The following is a 21,889-nucleotide window of genomic DNA, read 5'->3' as shown; positions in this document are numbered from 1 at the left end:
ATGGCCAGCACTTTATTTCAGCCAGCCATTATTCTAATATAACAAATTATTTCATTTCCCCTTGCGCTGAACTCGAAACATCATTCCATTCTTCCAATTCGGCAATCCGTGCAGCATATACTGCTTTCACGGCTGGTAGATTATTGCTGCCAAGGTTAAACCTTAGCGGCGGGTTGTCAGCGTCGACCATCTGGAAAAGTGCTTGAGGAGTGGCTTCAGGATCTCCTCTTTGATCATTTTTAAGGCTGTCAAATAACTGGGCCTTAAAGTCTGAGTAGATGTCCATTCCGGATGCAAATTTAAGCGACTCAGGGGTTCCGAATTCTGTGGCATAAGCTCCAGGTTCAATAATGGTCAAATTTATGCCGAAAGGTTTGATTTCCTTTGAAAGACTTTCGTGGATTGCTTCGAACGCCCATTTTGAGGAGCAGTAGTAGCCAATCACGGGCATTGCTACAAGACCAAGATTGCTTGATGTTCCCAAAATGTGCCCGTATCCCTGATTTCGCAATATTGGTAATGCGGCCTGGATTACGGCAAGCGGGCCATATACATTTGTTTCATACATTGCTTTTACATCCTCTACTGGGGTTTCTTCGATGGTGCCTACCAAAGAATATCCTGCGTTGTTCAACACAATATCAAGTCTTCCAAAGTGTTCGAAAGCTTGTTCCACTGCTTGTTTGGCTTGATTTGGATTGGTAACGTCAAGTTCAAGGATCAACACATTCTCCCCATATTTTTGCTGGAGGTCTTTTATACTTGATAAATTGCGTGCTGTCGCTGCTACAAGATCACCTCGTTTAAGGGCAGCATTTGCCCAAATTCTGCCGAAACCACGAGATGCCCCGGTTATAAACCACACTTTGTTTCTTCCCTTAGCAATGTTCTCTTTATTGATTTCTGATATTTGATTTTCCATTTGATATTTCTTTTTTTTTGTTAAACCAAATATCGCCACTAGACAAGCCCGATTTCTAACCAAATTCAGGACATTTGTATCCAAAATGAATAGTCCATGTTCTACCTGATCAGAGAATTTAATTATATTTAATTTGTAGCTCCTCCGTTGACAAGTAAATGTTGTCCATTTACAAATGAAGAAAGATTGATCGCAAAAAAAAAATCTGCCCTGTTGGAATCATCTTCTACATCCGCCAGTCGCGGCAGTTGGCCACTCTCAAACAGTTGCTTACTGAGGTTCATATGATTAAGGAATCATATTTTTAACTTTTTTTTCGATATGAAGGTTCAACAGAAAATGGAACGCTATCTGCATTTTTGTTGCCAGACTCTTTTCTTTCCAATTATAAGCAATATTGTTTGAAGTTATAAAAATTGAGTCATAGCAGATTGCCTCATAGCTAATTGGGATCATCTGTATTGACAATGACAATGGCTTTCAATTCGTCCTCACTTGGTGTTTCAAATTCATTCTCCATATAATGAAACATGGTAGGGGTGACCTGAAAAGAATAAGTTTTATCTTTATCTAAATTTCTTTGCATAACCCGATTATAACGGGTAGATAATTCAGCGGTGATGAAATGCAATTCTATTTGAATCCCATTTTCTTTCGCTAACGCGATGTATAAACTTCGATTTTCAATTTTCATAAAACCAAGATCCAAGATTACACTTCCACCAGATTGGACAATCTGTAAAGCCGTCGACCAAATTTTTTTTTCACATCTTTTTACTCTTGCCATTATCCATCCAATATTCTTGGGAGTGGGCAAATCTTGGCTAAATAAGTCTTGCATCCAGTCATCAATTGATAGATGGACCCCATTAACTTTATTTGCAAGTTTTATCGCATATGTAGACTTTCCAGCACCTTGAGTGCCAAATATTAGATGTATCATAACTTCAATTTTTGCAGGCGAAGTTGGGTCTTATTGTATCATTAAAGGAATCTTAATTCCTAAAAATTTGGCGTTTATTAATGTTGGCTAGACATTAGCTGTTCCCGTCCGCCGTTTTTGTATCATCAGATACATAATTGACGTAACCTGATATGATCTTTCAGTTAAACAACGAATAGGCAATGCTTTCACGCTTTATGCCATGCATTTTGTTCGGAGTTACCAATATTTAAAGTCTTTCACGCTGCGCCTTAACAAATCGTCTCGTGCGGATTGATTCTGTTATATATTTTTCCATTTAGCTTAATTGCTTTGAAATATAGACTTTTGAGTTTTACTCCTGGCGTTCAACATAATCGCTTTCCACTTGGAGACTCCGATAGACTATTTTAGAACTGCTTCACATTATTTATAAAATAAATTTGCATCTCTGGTATTAATCCTTAGTTTTGTACTGTAACTAAAATCAATACAGTTGAACAACATAGAATTTGCTACCGCCCTTCATATATTAACATTACTGGCTATTTTCAATGAGAATTTATCATCTGCATATATTGCTGGTAGTATAAACATAAATCCCGCGATGGTTCGAAAATCATTGGGGGTGCTTCGCCTGCATGGCTTAATAGAAACCAAGGAAGGAAATGGCGGTGGATCCTTACTGGCAAAACCAGCAGATAACGTGCTGCTTTCGGATGTTTATCGGGCGGTTAACGAGGCTCTCCTTCTTGGCAAACTGAATAAACCTAATCCTGATTGCAAAGTGGGTAAACAGATCAATCAACACCTGACCAAACTATATAATCGGGCAGACCATGCGTTGATCAAAGAATTGAGTTCGATCACACTGGCTGATTTTTGTAAGAGATTCGATTAAATTTTTTTTAACCCGTACTGTAATAGATGTTCTTACAGTAAAACATATATAATTAAATATTTCAAACATGAAAGTAGCACTAATTGGAGCGTCTGGCTTCGTAGGAAAAGCAGTTTTAAATGAATTACTGCAAAAAGGACATCAAGTAACGGCTATTGTCCGTAATGTCGAAAATTTGGCATCGAAAAATGGTTTAAACATTGTTAAGGCAGACGCTACAGATATCGGGGTACTCACTACCTTAGTCAAGGACAGCGACGCTGTGATCAGTGCTTTTAATGCTGGTTGGGGAAATCCAGGTATTTACAAAGACTTTCTCATCGGCTCAAAAGCGATACAGGAAGGTGTAAAACGTTCTGGGGTCAAACGTTTCATGGTGATCGGTGGGGCGGGCAGTTTATTTATTGACGGGAAGCAGTTGGTAGATTCACCTGAATTTCCTGCAGAATATAAGGACGGTGCGATGGCGGCACGTGACTATTTAAATTACTTAAAGAGCAAGACAGAATTGGATTGGGTCTTCTTAAGCCCTGCAATTGAAATGCACCCCGGCACCTCCGGAATCCGAAAAGGCAGTTACCGGTACAGACACTCCGGTATTTGATACTAACGGAAGAAGTATTATTTCAGTTGAAGATATTGCCTTAGCAGTTGTTGATGAAATTGAAAATTCTCACCATAGCCGTCAGCGTTTTACAGTCGCCTATTAATGCAACAAAAAATGTTCACTAAAGCGCTTTATCAACAAATGGCGTAAACAGTATCAAGTTATAAAATATGAAAAAGGACATAATAAGATTCAGGCGATTAGGCTGGGCAGGAGTAGAATTACAATACAACAATCAAACGCTTCTGATCGACTACATTCTTGACACCTCACCCCTAAAACCACTCAGGGGCCCGGATCAACCGTTTCCGCCATCTTCCCAGCCCCGCTCAGCAGTGGGCGCCTTGTTAACACATCTTCATGCAGACCATGCGGATCCTGGAGCGATGGCCGAGGCTATCCGTGATGGCTCGCCGGTGTACAGGCCAGCAAAAGCAGTAGGCGTTCAGGCGGATCTGGAGTTGACGCTGCATGCAGAAAAAGAATTTGAAAAATATAAACTCGCAACGGAGATTGTTGGCGAATGGGAAGAACGCAGTGTTGGACCGTTTCGGTTATTTTCGGCACCAGCGGTTGACGGATTTGGCGATCGGCAGATCAGTTGGATTGTAGAATTTGGTAATCGCCGGATCATTCATGCGGGAGACACGATGTTTCATGGTTATTGGTGGCGGATCGCAAACAAATACGGGCCATTTGACATAGCGTTCCTGCCAATTAACGGTCCGATTGTAGAATTTCCGTTCCTGCAGCCACCAAGTTCTCTTGCAGCAGTTATGACTCCGGAACAGGCGGCAGTCGCCGCTAACCTACTCAATGCCAAAGCGGTTGTGCCGATTCATTACCAGGCTTTGCATAAACCACCGATGTACACGGAGACACCTAATCCTACAATGCGTTTAACCGAAAAACTTACAGGCTTTAATATTCAAGCAATTGTGATTGATCCGGTCCTGTGGGTTGATTTAATATAGAGCAACCACATTTTTTTTTGCCAATCAAATGTATGTTGAGGAACAATATGGAATCCAGCATATTAATAAATGTTTTTTAATAATACAATCAGATCATCCATATATTGAGAGGCCCGCTATTCATACTGCCTTGAAATCCTGCTGGACATCAGCTTTGTGAAGTAGAAGAATAATTTAATAGCGTATCGATAATGTAAATCGGGGCGATGGCAGTAGGCTGCTTCCCTTGAATAGCGAGAAAAACTTTCGAACCGGAAAAAATTTAGAAATAGGCGGGTGCTTATCCGCCTACTTCTAATATGCTTGGGATAATAATTATTCGATTAATTTTTTTCGGTTGATAATGAATACGGGTAGCTTTCCGCACCTATTCCACGCTCTTTATTAGGTTTTTGCGACATTTTGAAGCTTATGACCCCTCCTTTTAGTAAGTCCTGATGGGTAAAAAAATTCTTGTTATAATTTTGTCCATTAAGGGATATTGAATTGATATACCTGCTCTCCTTATTGTTGTTGCTCGCTTTTAATTCCATCTGCTTGCCGTTAGCAAATTTAATCTTCACTGATTTAAACAATGGAGAGCCTATAACATACTGATTTGCCCCGGGGCAAACAGAATAAAAGCCGAGTGCGGAAAATACATACCACGCTGATGTCTGTCCATTGTCCTCGTCGCCGCAATAGCCGTCAGGTGTAGCATGATATAAACGGTCCATCGCTTCACGAACCCAATATTGGGTTTTCCATGGCGCACCAGCATAATCATATAAGTAAATCATGTGCTGTATGGGCTGATTGCCATGGGCGTATTGACCCATGCCGACAGCCTGCATTTCTCTCATTTCATGAACTAAATCTCCAGGTTTCTCCGCACTTCCGAAAGTAGGAGGAAGGACGAATACAGAATCCAGCATACTCACGAATGTTTTTTGCCCTCCCATCAGACCGATCAGTCCGTTCACATCGTGGAAGACAGACCAGGTATAGTGCCAGCTATTTCCCTCTGTAAAGGCATCCCACCAGCTGATGGGTTTAAAATTTGCAGGGAATGATCCATCCTCATTCCTTCCGCTCATCATATTGAACTTTGTATTAAATGTTTTTTTATAGTTCAGGCTACGGTTTCGGTATATTTCAATTTCGGAAGCGGGACGGTTTAACTTTTTCCCCATCTGATAGATGCACCAGTCATCATAGGCATACTCCAAGGTTCGTGACGCGTTATCCCTGATTTTTACGTTATAGGGTACATAACCTAACCTGTTATAATATTCCAAGCCAAGTCTTCCGGAGGAGGGTACGGTTGGATGCACATTATTTGCCCCATGCAGCATTCCCTCATACATTTCGAGCGCATCTGTTTTAATGAGCCCTTTCATAAAAGCATCATTCACCACAGACGCAGATGCATTACCTACCATGCTTTCGCGGTGGCCAGGACTTGCCCACTCAGGGAAAAAACCGCTTTCCCTATAAGAATTCAAAAGTCCCGCCTGTATCTTTTCGCCCATTTCCGGATAGATGAGATTTACGTAGGGGATAAGTGCCCGGAATGTATCCCAAAATCCCATGTCTGTAAACAGATAACCTGGAAGTACCTTGCCGTTGAAAGGACTGTAATGCACAATCTTGCCTTGCGCATTCACCTCGTAAAATTTACGTGGAAAGAGTAAGGTCCGGTACTGGCAGGAATAAAATGTTCTCAGGTTATCCAGATCATCATCCTGAACCTCGATTCTTCCCAGGGTTTCATTCCATATCTTTTTGGCCGCCAACTTGTTTTCCTCAAATGTTGGCTTTAGTTCTTTTAGATTGATCTCCGCTTGGTCTGCACTGATAAAAGAAGAGGCTATTCTCGCATGTACCTGTTCGCCCTTTTTTGTAGAGAAACCGATTATTGCGCCGGAGTGATTTGACTTTGATTCCAGCTGATCCGTTTTGATAACTTTATTATCTACAGCTGCGGTGTATGTAAATGGTTTATCAAAGACGATAACAAAGTAGTTTTTAAAGTTTTCAGGCACCCCGCCGCTATTTTTGGTCGTGTAACCGATGATCTTGTTTTCACCTGGAACAACCCTAACATAGGATCCCTTGTCAAAGGCATCTACTACAATAAAGGCATTTTTCTCTTCCCCAAAGGTAAACTGGAACATTGCTGCTCTATCGGTAGAAGTAATTTCGGTATAGACATTATAATCGGAAAGATACACCTTATAAAAATAAGGCTTGGCCACCTCTGTTTTATGGCTTAACCAGCTAGACCTTTTCTCCTCATCAAATTCCGGTTTCCCGGTAATGGGCAAGACGGAGAACTGTCCATAATCATTTATCCAGGGACTTGGCTGGTGTGTCTGTTTGAATCCTCTTATTCTATCGGCACTGTAGGTATAGGCCCATCCGTCGCCCATCTTGCCGGTCTGGGGCATCCAGAAATTCATCCCCCAGGGCATTGCGACAGCAGGGTAAGTGTTGCCATTGGATAACAGATGTTTGGAATCAGTGCCCATGAGGGTATTTACATAATCAACATAACTCGTTTGGGACCAGAGGCATGTTGTACTTAATAAACAGTATATACAGATCAGGAATAATTTTTTCATAATGTGCTGTAATTGATGATAATGTTGTTAGCAAATGTGCAAAGGAAGCAGTTAAGCCCTAGCTGAGCAAATCTAGCAAATAACAATAAGCTTGAAATAGCAACCTTGCCTATAGGCATTCTTTGTTCTTTATTTATGATTTTGAAGCCATTCCAGACGGCGCTGATCGGGTAGGTGCTTAACGGAGAAATTTTCAAATCTAGCCTCAAAGCCCTCTCCATCCGGTGATGCCGCCATAAGCCCAACGAGGACAGGTGCATTGTCCTGTAAGGGTGCGTTACGTGTCATAATATATGTTTTATCATCCAGGGAATAAAATATTTCAACCGCATCTAGTCTACGGACAATTTTTATCCAGATAAATGAAGGCGTTTTATCAAGTGTGGTTACGCTCCAATCACTTTTCTCATGGGTAACAACTGTACTGACATTGAATTTGCCATCCACATACTCCACGCCCGTTTTGATATAATTTTTGTGATCGGTGCGGATCATCAGTCCCATCTGGTCAAACCTGGCTTTATAAGCGCCCGTCAATTTTACCTTTGCCTCAAATTCCCCGCCATAGGTGGAATAATAGAATGGTGCATCATCAACGGTAAAGCCATAATGGGAAATTCGCCAGTAATCACTCTTGGGCGTTACCTGCATAATAAGGCTTTTGTTTTTTATTTCCCATTTTTCGGGTTCGTTGAACCATTGCATTTTTTCCAGGCTCTGTGCATGCGTATTGCCGACAATTAATATTAGGAGGATTGTTCTAAGGATCTTTCTCATTTGTGTTAATTTTTTACTGGGGTACAATGCCCTTTTTTTAGTTCGCAAATTAACAAGTATATAATTCCACGCCAATGGTTATATTTAACCACTTAAAAATAAATATGGCAGATACCCGCAATCTACTTAACCTCAAGTTATTCAACCAGAAGTTTAACGAACCTGAAAATAAGGAGCTGGAACTGGACGAAGGCAAGACAATCGCTCAGGTATATGCCCGTTTGGAAAACTGTATCAGTGTGCTAAGTGATCTGAAGAAACGAAAGAGCTATATCTACTACGGTGGTATAGCGGGTCAGCTGGGCTTACAACAAACTGATCTGGAACTTAATTCTATCTGGGAAGATGATCTGCTGCAGCACATCCATCCGGATGACATGGAAAAAAAGATGAGGCTGGAACTGCAGTTCTTTCGATTGCTCAATGCGGTATCGCCACAGGAACGTACATCTTACGAAGCAGTGACTCGGCTTCGGTTTGTTAGGCCTGATGGAAAAACCGTACTGTTGAAACACCGGTTGATGTATATCAGCAGTACCGTACAGGGAAGTATACGCCTGGCGCTCTGTTTGTACCACGGCATCATTGACCATCCGGATCTCAGAAGCCCTGATGCGCTGATCCTGAACAGCCAAACCGGAATAGTGATCGATCTCAACAGGGAAAAATTCCGGGATGTCTTATCGGGTAGAGAGAAAGAACTGCTGCAATTAATCGGCTATGGCCTAAAGAGTAAAGAAATCTCCCAAAAAATGAACATCAGCATCAATACCGTAAACAGGCACCGGCAGAATATTTTTCAGAAGTTGGATGCGAAGAATGCAATAGAGGCTTGTCGAATTGCCGAAGTTTCCGGTCTGCTAAAATGAGACGCAAAGTTCTTACTATCTTTGAATCGGTACCCAGAAAGTTATTCCCTGCAAAATGTATAAAATGCTGATAGAAAAAATAAAGGCCATTGATCATTTTTCCGAAGAGGAAATAGAATTTTTTACCGGTCTACTGACCACTCAGCTGATTGTTAAGGGAGATCATTTCTTGAGGGAAGGGCAGATTTGCCGGTATCTGGGGTATGTGCAGTCGGGCCTGCTCATGTATTACCGTATGCACAATGGAACTGAAATTCCCACTGATTTTGCCATCGAGGGCGAATGGGCAAGCTATCTTGACAGTTTTACGAACAGAACCGATTCGGACCTGGGTATTAGGGCGCTTGAAGATACCATGATAACCATGCTTTCTGCGTCTGACTTTGAGCAGATCTGCAGAGTCCATCCGAAATTTATAAAACTGAAGGATTATTACACCCAGCTTGCATTTGTCAGTTCTTCCCGGCATGCTGCGGATCTTGCGATGCTGGATGCAGGGGAACGTTATCACAAATTTGTATCCGAGAAACCCGAGCTTAATAGGCGGATCCCACAGTATTATATTGCGGCATACCTGGGAATCAAGCCCCAATCCTTGAGCAGACTCAGAAAAACGGTAACCTTTCGATCTTAACAAATGTGAACGAAACTCCGCTGGTCTCCGGTTAAATTTGCGTCAAACAAATCTATTTTATATGACACAGATTCGATTACAAGTGGCCAGAACGGCATTGACAATCATTTTAACAGTTTATGGCCTATGTGCTTCCGCACAGGACTGGAAATCAGAAAAGAAGGTAAATGTGCTGTTTGGCCTTACCCAGCCATTGTTGGCAAAGGGATTCAATATAGAGGGTAATTATATCCACGACCGTTTGATTTTTGATTATTCGCATGGAGTCTCACTCGACTTTGCCGGCACATCAGCAACAGCGGACTTGAGGAGGCAACACTTAGCGGTCCATATACCATGGACTACCGGCTTGGGAATAGGATACAGGATTAGGGAATGGCTTAACCTCCGGGTTGAACCAAAATGGCACAAATTTGAACTGTACTATGATGGCGAACCGCAAAACGCCGCTAACAAGATTACTTCCTACAATACCTTTAGCCTGGGGCTTGGTTTATACGGTGCTTACAGCCCATTTAAACACAAGGCCAATTTTCTAAGTGGTCTGCTCATTTCCCCAAGTGTTAGATTTTGGCCGACTATAACATCCACTCTTAAAGATGATGAATTTAGCTACTTCAACAAGCACACAAATACTATGGAATCTCATCAAAGCCTGGATCCTGGGATCGGATTTACACCGCTGGTGGTAAACATCAGTATCGGTTACTCTTTTTCAGTTAAAAATAAAAGCAATATGAAATGATCCTATAATGGGTTTTAAATAATTCTAAAACGATTTACTTTTCAAAATCCGGGGAAAATTTTACCTTTGGAATACCATGAAACCAGATATCAGATTAGTGCCGGCACTACTTTTAGCTATGCTGTCATTCCAGTTGTCCTTTGGGCAGAGTCCCAAACTTCCAGTTTATAGCTTTAACAGATTGCCGTTAAAACAGGATGTGTATGTACAGCTCCCCTTGGGCAGTATTAAGGCCAAGGGCTGGCTGTTAAAACAGTTGGAATTGCAAAAAGAGGGCTTTACCGGTCATGCCGAGGAACTATATCCGGGAAAGGATGAACTCGGTAAAGATGCCGACTGGCTGGGAGGTAGCGGCAACAGCTGGGAAAAGGCACCCTACTATGTGAAAGGACTAGTAGCTCTGGCCTATACGCTGGATGATCCGGAATTAAAGAAAAAAGCCCGGAAATGGATCGATTATACATTGAGCCATCAGCAGGAAAGCGGGCTGTTCGGACCCCAAAAGATGAAGGACTGGTGGCCGCGAATGCCTTTTATGTATGCCCTGCAAAGCTACTACGAAGCAACGAATGACACCAGGGTAATACCTTTTTTATCAAGATACCTGAAATATGAACTCGCCAATCTGGATACCGATCCGCTTAGGGAATGGGGAAAGTCCAGGGCAGGGGATAATATAGAGATTGCACTATGGGTTTACAATAAGACCGGAGAAGAATTCCTGCTTGACCTGGCGAATAAATTAAAGGCTCAGACTTACCCTTGGGCAGATATCTTCAACAACAACCAATTTGATTATTTCGGTAACGACTACCAGCCAAAACATACGGTCAATGTTGCACAGGCACTGAAATTTCCAGCCATCTATTCTCAGGTAGATCCATCGGATAAATATAGGACTGCTTTGAAAAATGGTATAGATAACCTGTTGCGAGATCATGGTCAACCGATCGGGATCGCTTCTGGAACTGAACGGCTTTCGGGAAAAAGTTCGGTACAGGGCGTGGAAACCTGTACCGTTGTCGAGTGGATGCAGAGTCTGGAAACGGCTTCCAGAATTATCCATGATGCAGAAATAGGAGACCGGCTCGAGATGGTTGCCTTTAATGCACTTCCGGCACAGTTTAGCAAGGACATGAAAAACCATACCTATTATACCTTGCCCAATCAGGTGCAGAGTGTTTCGGGCCCACATGGCTTTAACCAGGATTATCATAATGGAATCGTTCCCAGTCCGTATTCAGGATTTCCATGTTGCCGGTATAACATGCACATGGGTTGGCCATACTTTGTTAAGAATAGCTGGGCTGCAACCCCGGAAGGTGGGTTGGCAGCAATGACTTATGGCCCCATGGAGGTAAATGCCATCGTAGCGGGCAAAACTGCCATAAAGATCATAGAGGATACCAACTACCCTTTTGAGGAGCAAATTCGCCTCAGTTTATCCCTGGACAATCCGGCAACGTTTCCACTGGTTCTCAGAATCCCATCCTGGTGCCTCCGGCCCCAGGTCAGGGTAAACGGGAAAATCATATCTGGCGTTACAGCAGGAAAGTTAGTCACAATAGACCGTGTTTGGAGCAATGGCGATAAGGTCGTGCTGGATTTTCCGATGCACCTTAATGCGCCGCTACAGGTTAACAACGCCGTGAGTATTGAACGCGGCCCCTTGTTGTATTCGCTTAAGATAGATCAGCTTGAAAAAAATATTAAGGAATTTGCTGTTAAGGGATTTGTAGAGACAGAGATCACGCCAGCTTCTCCCTGGAATTATGGCCTGTTGTTAGGAAAGAATCCCATTGGTAAAGAAATAACGGTAACCAAGCGCGTAATGCCTGCCAATCCCTTTATACAGGAAACCACGCCGATCGAGCTGAAAGTTAAGGCTAGACAGATACCGGCCTGGACAATGGACTATTACAAAACCGCTGCGCTGGACGTGCCCTTGAGCCCTGTTGCTTCCAGCCAACCGACCGAGGAAGTTACGTTGGTCCCCTATGGATCAGGCAATCTTCGGGTAAGCATTTTTCCGATTATCGGAAAACCTCAGTTCGTGGCCAAAAACTATCAGCAGTCTTTCGACAGAAACTCGGCCAGTGGCCTTGTAGTGCACGGAGGTGCATGGTTTTATAAAGATAACGCTATTCACAGCGCTGCAAATGAAGATGGTCGCTCCGGCAACGGAACCAAGATCATTGCAACCTCGACCAAATTTTCAAACTTTACCTACTCAGCGGATGTATCTGTAAATACAGCAGGTGATGCCGGAATGCTATTTCGGGTAAGTGATCCCGCTGTAGGCTCAGAATCCTATAAAGGATATTATCTTGGAATGAATGCTAAAACCGGCCTGATCGAACTTGGCAAGTCCAGCAAGAACAAATGGATTGTAATTGCCTCAGCTAAATATGCCCTTGATCTAGGGGTGTTTTACAGGGTAAAGATCAAGGCTGATGGTGATACGATCGAAATATTCATAAACGATGCACAGACCGCATTACTGACGGCACAAGACGATGAATACAAAGAGGGAAGTATAGGCCTGAGAGCCTATAATGCTTTGACCACCGTGGATAATATAAGGGTTGCCAGCTTATAGCCCAGGATAATACACGCTTGATTCAATTTTATTGCCGGGCTCTTCAGCATGACCCTGTCCTATGTGCCGCTTTGGCTTTACAAATTTTCCTGTTATGAAGAAAACTACCTTATACATCAGGATTGATTTTTTTCAGGAGCTTTAACATATGGCCGCTATATAGCCATAGTGGAAATTAAACTTAAAATAAAACCAAGCCAAAGTGACCACCAAACCACGCTGTATAATTCCGGTTTTTTAAAAATCCTCTATGATTATTTTGTATTAAACCAAAGCTTCCGATGGATTCATTTTGCTTACGGCCATGACGTTATGAATAAGCCCCGATAGTTATTTGGGCTTTCAATATACTGTAAATCTACAAGGTTTTAATTTTTTCTTATATATGGTGCCGAACTTGCATTGGGAGTATATATCAGGTAATATACTTCTCATAAAATCTCTCTAACGAAAAAAACGTTCACTGTTTGTCTATAGCTGAAACAGCAGCAAAAAGAACATTCCTGGAACGTATATTTGTACTATCAATTGAATCTACACTTTGACAGGATTATCGAAAGAGCCATAAAGGATGTTATATTTGTTAAAAGAAATCAATGATAAGAAGTCGACACATGCAGTTTATGCGTTCGATCAAATTAGTGCGGAAATCAAAATTTAGCGAATGAGTAAGCCGATTATTGTTAAAAACAAAATCCAGGAGAATAAGATGCTGAAGGTGTCGCCTTTTAGAAAAGGGGTAAGGGCCACGGGACCGCATAAGCACAATAGCTATTTCGAAATTATCTATCTTTCCAGTGGAAGCGGTTTTCATTATATAGATTCGCAGGGTTTTGAGATCTTTCCAAACAGTATTTTTTTTGTACGCAAAGAACAGATGCATTACTGGGAACTTAGCTCAGAACCGGAGGGTTACGTCGCTATTATTAAAAAGGGCTTCATTGATCAGAGTATTGACAAAGAGATCAGTACACTATTGTTGCAGTTGAGCAGGAATTCCTTTCTACAGTTAAAAAATGCTACATCCGTTAATACGATCTTTCAATTGCTTGTTGCTGAGATCGATGTAGCGGGTAATTCATCAAATACAGTTGTCGAAGGATTATTAAAGGCATTGTTGGGGAAGATCCAATCGGAGGGAGCAGTAATGTCCACAGGCAGAAAACAGGATGGCAATGGCCTGTGCTATCAGTTCCGAGAAATTTTGAGCCAGGAAAAACAGTTAAAAAATAGTGTTGCCCATTATGCCGGCAAACTAAATACCTCCCCGCAGAACCTGAATCTGGCATGTAAGAAGGAAATGAACATCCCTGCTTCGGTGGTACTCTCAGAATTTATTATCAATGAAGCTAAACGCCTGTTGATCTACACGGATAACACGGTTGCGGAAATAACCTTTGAACTTAGTTTCAATGATACATCGCATTTTGTAAAGTATTTTAAGCGTTTCACAGGTTACACGCCCCAAAATTATCGGGCGAGTCTTGTTTAATACCATACTATTTTCAAATGTACCGTGAGAAATGGAATATTACCTGCTTCTTTGCGGTACTTAATATCCATTTGATAATAGAAGATCATTAATCATTTTAGCAGACCTTTCATGCAATTCTCCAGATCCATCGTACTTCTTTTGCTTGTTTTTTTTAGCCAGACCGTCAAGGCTCAAAACGTTACCCTTAAGGGCATTCTTATTGATCAGCAGACCAAGCAACCGCTCGAATATGCCAGTATGGCTCTCTTAAAAAAGGTAGATTCAATAGTCGTTGGGGGTGTATTGACCAGGCCTAACGGATCATTTGAGCTCAGCAAGCTTCAGGTTGGCCAATACATTCTGAAGGTAGCTTACACCGGATATAAGAACAGATTTATTGATGTAAAAATCAGTGATACAAGAATGGTTAATCTGGGCACGGTTAGCCTCACACCAACCAGCGGATCGTTAAGTCAGGTCAATATTACCAGTGGAAAGGTCAATGCCTCCAATAAGATTGATAAACAATCTTATCGCGCAGATCAATTTGAAAGCGCAAAAGGTGGAACCGCGGTTGACGTGTTAAAGAACCTACCTTCTGTCTCTGTTAACGGAGAGGGGCAGATCAGCGTTAGAGGATCGACCGGATTTCTTGTTCTGGTAAATGGCAAGCCAGTACTTGCTGATGCGCAGACTGTTTTAAGTCAGTTACCTGCAAATAGTCTGGAGAATATAGAACTGATTACCTCTCCCTCTGCAAAATATGATCCTGATGGAAAGTCCGGTATTATCAATATCATAACCAAGAAAGGTGCCAACGACGGATTTACATTGACGGCAAATGTCCAGGCTGGACTTCCAAGTTCAACTGACTATGACAATAAGGAAAAGCCCAAGCGCTTTGGGGGAGATGTTACGCTGAACTTCAAAAAGGATAAATGGGATATCTCTGTAGGTGGAAATTATCTTAGAAATGATAATGCAGGCTACCGTGAAGGAGATGTGTTCACAAAAAATTTCACCAATAATACCATTACACGGTTTCCCTCGAACGGTGAACGTAGTTTTGATAAATATAATTACGCAGGCAGATTATCCGCAATCTATTCCCTAGGTAAAAACAACTCCTTTTCTGTTGGTTTTTTTAGGGGAAAACGCCATCAGGCACGTCTGGCAGACCTGGTTTACACCAATAGCACTTCAGATCTTTCAACAGGGCTGCCGATCAGCTCAACAACCTATTACAATTCTAATCTACAGACGAAAGAAGGTACATTCACCCTTGGCAATCTGGATTATACACATACTTTCACAGATAAATCTTCGCTGACAGCATCGCTTTTATATGAGAATGCAAATCTATATGGCAATACCAGGAACAGGAATCTTGGATATCCCAATACCTCCGACACAATACAGTATGTTTTTAATCCCTATAAGAACCCGATCAATGGATATAGGTTTAAGCTGGATTACGCTATTAATGTAGGTAAAGGAAAACTGGAGAGCGGTTATCAGTTCAGATATGACACCCAGGATGGACAGTTCGATTATTTTGTTATCCCTGCAACCTCACAGCAAGATTCCAACCGGTTTAGGGGAAGCGCCAGAGCAAAGAACCAGATTCATTCGCTTTATTCACAGTATTCGGGCAAACTGGATAAACTGGAATACATTGCTGGACTACGTTATGAATACGCCACCAGAACGTTGGAGCTTTCTTATGATCATGCACCTCACGAGCTGGACCTTTCCAACCTTTTCCCCTCTTTAAACCTGCTTTACAGTGTCAACAATGGACTTAAATTAAAGGCTGGATATTCCAAGAGGATCCAGCGTACCAATAATTTCGAGCTTAACCCCATACCCGAAAGAGAACACTCAGAAACCTTGGAACAGGGCGATCCTGACCTAAAACCATCTTTTATCGATCTTGTAGAACTCGGACTGACCAGAACGTTCAAAAAGGGCTCTTTTTTTTTAACCCTTTATTACCAGAACATCAAAAACCCTATACAGCGTGTAAATAGTGTTTATGCAGATACGATTTTGAACAGGGTATTTACGAATGCAGAAAAGGCACGTTCATTTGGCCTTGAGTTAGGCGCAAACCTTCAGCCTGTTAAGTGGTGGAGCCTATATCTGGGCGGTAACGTTTATAATTATAAGGTGTCTGGGGATTTAAGCGTGCTGGGCAGTAATTCAGTAGTGGATAACGCGAATTGGGTATTCTCTGTAAATGCAAATTCCAACTTTAAACTGAATAAAGCCTGGAGTGTACAGGGAAATGTGAATTATCTATCAAAACGGCCAACTGCTCAGGGTGAGGATTCCAAGTTTCTGGTTCCCAATACTTCTATTAAGAAAACATTTATGGACGGGCGTCTCTCCGCAACCCTTCAGTGGCAGAATATTGACCTCGGTATGGAACAATCAAACAGGCAAGGGATAACGACATTTGGAAGAGACTTTTATACCACTACCAACTATATTTATGAAACCGATGTTTTCATGTTAAATTTCAGCTTTAACCTGAATAAGCTTATCGGTAAATCCAAACTTCCTACCAGCGAATTCGGAGATAAGGAGTTTTAACAGGTTTGGCGTTAACAGACAGGACATATCACTGTTTAGGTTCACACTTTAAATATCTTAAAGTAAGAATTCAAAATTTCATAATTTTATTTTTCCAAATATTTCTCATTTTTCGTAATAATATTTTTTATATATCAAAATGGGAGTTTTCCGCTGAAAATGAGGTTTTTACGCATTTTTTTCAAAATTGAGAAAGCGGAAAAAAAAGGGGAAAAAGTGGCTTTAAAGTGTGTTTCTTTGATTGTTTTTGAATGTTAAAAATTGCCTTTTAGGGTATTTAAAGGAGGTTTTTGGTGATATCTATAAAACTGTTCAAAGGATGTTTAGTTGAGATTTCTCAAAATTTACATCACTTTTTCTACCGTTCGGACTGGTAATTCTTTAAGTATTTTTTAAGCATTTCCCGTGCCATATGGATTCTGGTTTTGACTGTTCCTATCGGTATACCAAATTCGTCGGCTATTTCCTGATATTTATGACCCTCGAAATACCGGGTAAAGGGCGTGGAGTAAACCGATGGGATTGATGCCAGCGCTTTTTGTATATCACCCATAATGAACGTTCCTGTCGCTTTATTGTCAGAGGCACTGACTACCAAGTCCTGGGAACTGATCTCATCGGTCTGCGTAATGAGTGCTTTTTTTCTGGTATTCTTTCTATGGTCATTGATGAATGTATTGCGCATAATCACAAACAGCCATCCCTTTATGTTCGTTCCCTCTTGAAAGTTTTTGTAGAACCGTATCGCTTTTATCATCGTATCCTGCACAAGATCATCCGCGTCATCCTCATTTTTAGTATAGCGAATCGCATGGCTACGAAGTGATGGAGAGTGCTCTTTGATCATTGCACTGAATTGCAGTTCATTCATTTGATGAGATTAAGATGCCGATTAAATTTATATTGGGTTGAACCCTCATCTAACAGAGTGACGGAGATTTTGTTTTTGTACGCCGAAAGAATGCGATCAAATTCATAATGTTCTTCAAATGCTCGACTTGGTCAGCACCGAGGAGGATTTCACAAAACTTCCTTGTTACACAGGTCACATCAGCTGTTCAAGTTGAAATTCCAGAGGCGATTAGAAAAATTTAAGTTAATGATATCTGTATTGAACCTTATCTAACAGGGCGATCTATACTACACTTATATCTTACAACTATCTAATGGTTTCCTCAATACATGCATGTCTTTTTTTGTGTATCTTGGCTATTATAATTACCTTTTAATGATCGAATATGGGCTCTGGATTGATGCAGAATGATTTTTTGAACACCAACATTGTTTCTGCCTTGTTGAGCACACGGGGTGTACCTGCCTGCATATCAAAAGTTGAGGGAAATTTGATTACGTGGATAAACCATTGTCAGTTGACCCTCATCGCCGAAAACAATTCTCTCACAATAAACTGATTATCAATGCATTTTCAAATAAATAAAAATTGGTACAATGGGGGTCAAGCAAATTGGTTTGTCCACCTTATTTCCAATTGCAGACTCACAACTACGCTTAGCGGCGGTCGATCCTTACGTTTAACAAGTTAAGAAGCTTTAACTGTACAATCCGGGCATAGCGTGAAAATTACAGTATAGCCTTTGTTATGACATCTATGATGAACTTACATCTCTAGGCTGCTTAACCATTGCCGGGCGGTTTCAGCTTCGGTAAAAAAATGGACTATTGTATTTCCGACCTTGACGTCCACCGCTTTTTCTGCTGAGAGCCTGCTGAAGGCACTGGGAGAATATACCCAGGCAAAATACTTTAGCCCGGCCTTTTCCATCATTGGGAACCACTCTTGTCCCGCCCAGTCGGACGCTTCAGACCAGGAGCCAATTACGTTGGTATTGTCATTCATAACGTTTTTGAAGCCGCTTGCTTTTAGCATCTGGATCATTTTCGAGCCTCCTTCTTTAACTGTATCGATGGTCTGGAAGCCTGTCCAATCTACTTCCAAACATTTGTTGTCATTATCCTGCTTAATGGTGATGTGTTCATTTTGGTAGAACTGGTTTTCTTCGGTGAGCGGGGGGGCTGGCTGAGGCTCAGTTAGCGGCAGGCGGAAATAAAAAGTCGAACCTTTACCCAGCTCGCTTTCTATCCAGAAGGTTCCCATATGTCTTTTGACAATTTCCGAAGAGATGTACAGTCCAAGTCCTAGTCCCTCAAACCGCGTGGAACTGTTGTCGATCCTATAATAGCGGTCAAACAGGCGCTGGATATGTTCCTGTTGGATGCCAATCCCAAAGTCCTGAACAGAAACAATTAATGCTTCACCTGAAAGCTGGCTTTTCACGTTAACCTGTATTCCGTCAGGAGAATACTTGATGGCATTGCTCAAAAAGTTGTTGATCACCTGCTCCAGTCTGAAACGGTCTCCGGTGATGATCAGGTCTTCAGTTTGCTCCAGATTAATCCGGTGGTGGGTGATCAACTGGGCGCTTTCGACACTGTCCTTCAGCATCTGGGAGAAATTGAACGCCTTAAGGTCGTAGCTGAGTTTTCCTGCATTGATCTTGGTGACATCAAGCAGGTCATTGATCAGTTTTTCAAGCCTGTGGATATTATCGGTCGATTTTTCGATATAGGATGCAGTACGGCCGGGGTCGGTACTTCTCTGCATCAACTGCGTGAAGGCCTTTATCCCGGTAAGCGGGGTTTTAAGCTCATGACTGGCAATGGACAGAAATTCGTCTTTTTTTTGCTCCGTTCTTTTTTGCTGCTCAATATTGGTGTTGGTGCCCAGCCATAAACTGATCTCGCCATTTTCAATTAACGGGATTGCCCTGGCCAGGTGCCAGTTATATGCCCCGTTTGCAAATTTTAGCCGAAATTCGGTCAGGTATTCCTCACCGCTCGTCAATGCCTGATGCCAGGCTAGCAGACATGAAGGCAGATCATCGGGATGGATAAAGGCCTGCCACCCTTGCCCTACTATTTCAGGCCCGGGATAGCCGAAATCATCTGAAACGACCTGATTGACATAATTCAACTGTCCCTGGGGATCGGCGGTCCAGACCTGTTGGGGAATAGCGTTAAGCATGAACTGAGAACGGCGTTCCGTAGCTTCTGCCTGAAGCCTGGCTGCCACCTGATCAGAAACATCCTGGCACAAAATCATCACCCCTGTAACCTTTCCATCAGTTTCCCGGTAGGGCTGATAAATCAGGTTAAGAAAACCCGAGATGGGTAGCCCGTCTTTGTAAACCAAGTAAGCCTGCTCATATAGGTGGGTCGGTTCCCCGCTCTGAAGTACTGGACCAATAATTTTCCTGAAATCTGCTTCCGCCTCGGGAATGATCTCAAACAGCGGCCTTTTCAGCAACTCCTGGGCACTCCGCCCAATGAGTTTACCATAGGCTTCATTGACGACCTCGACAACGAGCTCCGTCCCGGTTAGGAGGACGATCCCTACAGATGCCTCCCTGATCAGGTTTTGGAAACGTTGCTCGCTTTGCCCGAGTCCCTTCAAGGTTTCCTGTAAAAGGGCTTGTGTCTCGTTCAGCTCCTCATTAGTCGTGGCCAATTCTCTGTTGGCCGCTCCCAGCTGCTCGTTAGATGCATAAAGTTCTTCGTTCAATGCAGAAAGATCTTCGTTGGCGGCGGTGACTTCTTCTGTTAGTGCCTGCTGCTCTTCCTGAAGCTCTGCATTTAAAAGGAGTTCATTTTGGTAAGCAACCGCAAGCTCGGCAGCCGCTGCATTATTGAGAATCATTCCTGCGTTTGCAGCAATAGCCAAGAGAAACTGGCGATAATCCTCATCAATACGCTTTCGCGCAGAAGCTGCCAACACCAGATTTCCTTTCACAACACCTTCTGCGCTGAGTACCGGGATGACTAGCGCTTCGGTTACCGGTTCCGGCCAGTGGCATGTTGCGGGTTCGCTCATATGGTTATCAAGATCGGTCAGGTGGATAATCTGCTGCCCGATGATTCCTTCGGTCATTTGCGAGATATCGTAGAGCTGACCTGCATTCAGGCAACTGCTAAAGATAACCTCATTTTCGATGGATTTAGGGTCATTACTATAATAAATGTAAAACGGGATATCCAGGAAGGCTGTTTTCAATAGTACCTCAATATTATTGTACGCAGCGTTGATGCTGGTAGCTGCATGCCCCTGGGAAAGAAATTCACTCCTTATCGCAGCCCGGCGCTCGTTAATTACACGGTAAGAGGTTTCTATAACTGCATTAAATACGCCGCCCACTTTACCTCCCGCATCCAAAACCGGAGATAGCGTATAATCAAAATAACATTCCTCAGTATATCCATAACGGTGCATATATAGTGGAGCATCCGGCCTGCGGTAAGACTTACCCTGATAGAGCACACTCTCAAATTCTTCTTTTAAACCTCCCCAGATTTCAGGCCAGACCACTGCTCCAGGTTTGCCCAGCGCCCAGGGATGCTTTTGCCCTGGAATACTACTCCAGGCGTCATTGTAGAGCAGGGTAAAGTCCTCTCCCCAATAGATGGCTATCGGAAACCCGGAACTTAAAGAGATCGCGATTGCAGACCTCAGGCTTTCAGGCCAGGCCTCGGGGGAATTCAGGGTAGTGGATGACCAGTCTTTGTTTCGGATCAATTCTCCGAGCTGACCGCCACCCAGCAAAAAAGGTAGATGTTCGTGCATAACTCAAATATAGCACTTAGATGGTCTTAAAATAACGATACCATGCAAGATTTTTTCTTGCCTGGTTGAATATATATTCATGGACAAGTTGCTTAATCGGTTTATACCAGTTTGTTTAATTATTTGCTTTTTGTTTACGCTACAAATTTGGGGTGTTTCAAAATGCAGCGAATTGATCTAGTCCAAGAAGTGATTTATTTTTTAACCATTTTGAGTTGAGAATCATCGAGAAAAATTAAACAGTTATCAGGGTGCAATTGCTTCAACTGTTAACTCAGGTCTCTTTTAGTTCCTAAATATTTCTATCCCGTAAGTACTGGCATTCGTCACGAGAATACAGCTATACATTCAACTTATGAACAAATGCGTTTCTTAGACTTGCATTGAAACTAGCTATTTCTTAAGTTAGCTAAAAAATGAATTCTATATCTGCCTTATAGAAATACAGTAACCTGTTTTCCCTGTTTGAAACTATCTATCCCATAAGTAAGAGCTTAAGACAGAAATTGTTGAAAATAGTGCTGTTTTAGAAATTGCGAAAAAGACTAAACTTTTAAGCGCCGGAGAAAAAAGCCACACAATATATTTTATAATCAGTGGTACTGTCCGGCAATATTATCTCGATAAACAG

At 42.2% G+C, this 21,889-nt stretch carries 15 protein-coding genes; 9 read left to right on the top strand and 6 right to left on the bottom strand.

All coding sequences use genetic code 11. The features are described from left to right. Positions 1–46: 46 nt before the first annotated feature. Both EZ449_RS05885 and EZ449_RS05880 read right to left on the bottom strand, forming a co-directional pair. Positions 47–922, bottom strand: a complete 876-nt coding sequence (locus tag EZ449_RS05885; RefSeq protein WP_131557049.1) for an SDR family NAD(P)-dependent oxidoreductase — start codon at positions 920–922, stop codon at positions 47–49. A 442-nt stretch (positions 923–1,364) separates the two neighbouring features. Further along, a complete protein-coding gene (locus EZ449_RS05880; RefSeq protein WP_131557048.1) occupies positions 1,365–1,865 on the bottom strand; it encodes an AAA family ATPase in 501 nt (166 codons plus the stop codon). Positions 1,866–2,340: 475 nt separating this feature from the next. On the opposite strand from EZ449_RS05880, the gene EZ449_RS05875 reads away from it, so the two are divergent. From EZ449_RS05875 to EZ449_RS05865, 3 genes are all read left to right on the top strand, one after another. Beyond that, complete coding sequence (locus tag EZ449_RS05875) at positions 2,341–2,745, top strand: Rrf2 family transcriptional regulator (protein ID WP_131557047.1); 405 nt, start codon at positions 2,341–2,343, stop codon at positions 2,743–2,745. A 67-nt stretch (positions 2,746–2,812) separates the two neighbouring features. Next, on the top strand, positions 2,813–3,349 hold the full coding sequence (locus tag EZ449_RS05870; protein ID WP_225872242.1) for an NAD(P)-dependent oxidoreductase: 537 nt from the start codon (positions 2,813–2,815) through the stop codon (positions 3,347–3,349). Positions 3,350–3,522: 173 nt separating this feature from the next. Beyond that, on the top strand, positions 3,523–4,326 hold the full coding sequence (locus EZ449_RS05865; RefSeq protein WP_131557046.1) for an MBL fold metallo-hydrolase: 804 nt from the start codon (positions 3,523–3,525) through the stop codon (positions 4,324–4,326). Positions 4,327–4,649: 323 nt separating this feature from the next. Here the strand turns inward: EZ449_RS05865 and EZ449_RS05860 are convergent, their stop codons facing one another. Together EZ449_RS05860 and EZ449_RS05855 are read right to left on the bottom strand one after the other, a co-directional pair. Next, on the bottom strand, positions 4,650–6,929 hold the full coding sequence (locus EZ449_RS05860; protein ID WP_131557045.1) for a GH92 family glycosyl hydrolase: 2,280 nt from the start codon (positions 6,927–6,929) through the stop codon (positions 4,650–4,652). A gap of 129 nt (positions 6,930–7,058) precedes the next feature. Next, positions 7,059–7,706, bottom strand: a complete 648-nt coding sequence (locus EZ449_RS05855; protein ID WP_131557044.1) for a DUF1349 domain-containing protein — start codon at positions 7,704–7,706, stop codon at positions 7,059–7,061. 104 nt (positions 7,707–7,810) lie between these two features. Between EZ449_RS05855 and EZ449_RS05850 the strand changes: the two genes are divergently transcribed. From EZ449_RS05850 to EZ449_RS05825, 6 genes are all read left to right on the top strand, one after another. Further along, complete coding sequence (locus EZ449_RS05850) at positions 7,811–8,575, top strand: helix-turn-helix transcriptional regulator (protein ID WP_165499709.1); 765 nt, start codon at positions 7,811–7,813, stop codon at positions 8,573–8,575. A 64-nt stretch (positions 8,576–8,639) separates the two neighbouring features. Further along, positions 8,640–9,209 carry a Crp/Fnr family transcriptional regulator gene (locus tag EZ449_RS05845; RefSeq protein WP_165499708.1) on the top strand — a complete coding sequence of 190 codons (570 nt, stop codon included), beginning with the start codon at positions 8,640–8,642 and terminating at the stop codon, positions 9,207–9,209. A gap of 61 nt (positions 9,210–9,270) precedes the next feature. Then, entirely contained in the window at positions 9,271–9,954 is a 684-nt protein-coding gene (locus EZ449_RS05840) for a porin family protein (protein WP_131557041.1), read from the top strand. Positions 9,955–10,030: 76 nt separating this feature from the next. Next, positions 10,031–12,553, top strand: a complete 2,523-nt coding sequence (locus EZ449_RS05835) for a beta-L-arabinofuranosidase domain-containing protein (protein WP_131557040.1) — start codon at positions 10,031–10,033, stop codon at positions 12,551–12,553. A gap of 664 nt (positions 12,554–13,217) precedes the next feature. Then, complete coding sequence (locus EZ449_RS05830; protein WP_131557039.1) at positions 13,218–14,045, top strand: AraC family transcriptional regulator; 828 nt, start codon at positions 13,218–13,220, stop codon at positions 14,043–14,045. A gap of 111 nt (positions 14,046–14,156) precedes the next feature. Beyond that, positions 14,157–16,622 carry a TonB-dependent receptor domain-containing protein gene (locus EZ449_RS05825; protein WP_131557038.1) on the top strand — a complete coding sequence of 822 codons (2,466 nt, stop codon included), beginning with the start codon at positions 14,157–14,159 and terminating at the stop codon, positions 16,620–16,622. A gap of 358 nt (positions 16,623–16,980) precedes the next feature. On the opposite strand, the gene EZ449_RS05820 is transcribed toward EZ449_RS05825, so the two are convergent. Next, positions 16,981–17,493 carry an RNA polymerase sigma factor gene (locus tag EZ449_RS05820; protein WP_131557037.1) on the bottom strand — a complete coding sequence of 171 codons (513 nt, stop codon included), beginning with the start codon at positions 17,491–17,493 and terminating at the stop codon, positions 16,981–16,983. Between the two features lie 747 nt (positions 17,494–18,240). After that, positions 18,241–21,258 (bottom strand): ATP-binding protein, encoded by a 3,018-nt coding sequence (locus tag EZ449_RS05815; RefSeq protein WP_131557036.1) that lies wholly within the window; start codon positions 21,256–21,258, stop codon positions 18,241–18,243. Positions 21,259–21,889: the final 631 nt, after the last annotated feature.

It is taken from the genome of Pedobacter frigidisoli (assembly GCF_004331675.1).
Lineage (GTDB): Bacteria > Bacteroidota > Bacteroidia > Sphingobacteriales > Sphingobacteriaceae > Pedobacter > Pedobacter frigidisoli.
The sequence above is the reverse complement of the archived record's forward strand: the minus strand, read 5'-3'. Positions and strand labels throughout refer to the sequence as shown.

Excerpts from the sequence above, each read along its gene's own strand:
- EZ449_RS05825 (WP_131557038.1), top strand. The coding sequence starts at position 14,157 with ATGCAATTCTCCAGATCCATCGTACTTCTTTTGCTTGTTTTTTTTAGC.
- EZ449_RS05850 (WP_165499709.1), top strand. The coding sequence starts at position 7,811 with ATGGCAGATACCCGCAATCTACTTAACCTCAAGTTATTCAACCAGAAG.
- EZ449_RS05840 (WP_131557041.1), top strand. The coding sequence starts at position 9,271 with ATGACACAGATTCGATTACAAGTGGCCAGAACGGCATTGACAATCATT.
- EZ449_RS05865 (WP_131557046.1), top strand. The coding sequence starts at position 3,523 with ATGAAAAAGGACATAATAAGATTCAGGCGATTAGGCTGGGCAGGAGTA.
- EZ449_RS05820 (WP_131557037.1), bottom strand. The coding sequence starts at position 17,493 with ATGAATGAACTGCAATTCAGTGCAATGATCAAAGAGCACTCTCCATCA.
- EZ449_RS05835 (WP_131557040.1), top strand. The coding sequence starts at position 10,031 with ATGAAACCAGATATCAGATTAGTGCCGGCACTACTTTTAGCTATGCTG.
- EZ449_RS05885 (WP_131557049.1), bottom strand. The coding sequence starts at position 922 with ATGGAAAATCAAATATCAGAAATCAATAAAGAGAACATTGCTAAGGGA.
- EZ449_RS05830 (WP_131557039.1), top strand. The coding sequence starts at position 13,218 with ATGAGTAAGCCGATTATTGTTAAAAACAAAATCCAGGAGAATAAGATG.
- EZ449_RS05880 (WP_131557048.1), bottom strand. The coding sequence starts at position 1,865 with ATGATACATCTAATATTTGGCACTCAAGGTGCTGGAAAGTCTACATAT.
- EZ449_RS05860 (WP_131557045.1), bottom strand. The coding sequence starts at position 6,929 with ATGAAAAAATTATTCCTGATCTGTATATACTGTTTATTAAGTACAACA.
- EZ449_RS05870 (WP_225872242.1), top strand. The coding sequence starts at position 2,813 with ATGAAAGTAGCACTAATTGGAGCGTCTGGCTTCGTAGGAAAAGCAGTT.
- EZ449_RS05855 (WP_131557044.1), bottom strand. The coding sequence starts at position 7,706 with ATGAGAAAGATCCTTAGAACAATCCTCCTAATATTAATTGTCGGCAAT.
- EZ449_RS05845 (WP_165499708.1), top strand. The coding sequence starts at position 8,640 with ATGCTGATAGAAAAAATAAAGGCCATTGATCATTTTTCCGAAGAGGAA.
- EZ449_RS05815 (WP_131557036.1), bottom strand. The coding sequence starts at position 21,258 with ATGCACGAACATCTACCTTTTTTGCTGGGTGGCGGTCAGCTCGGAGAA.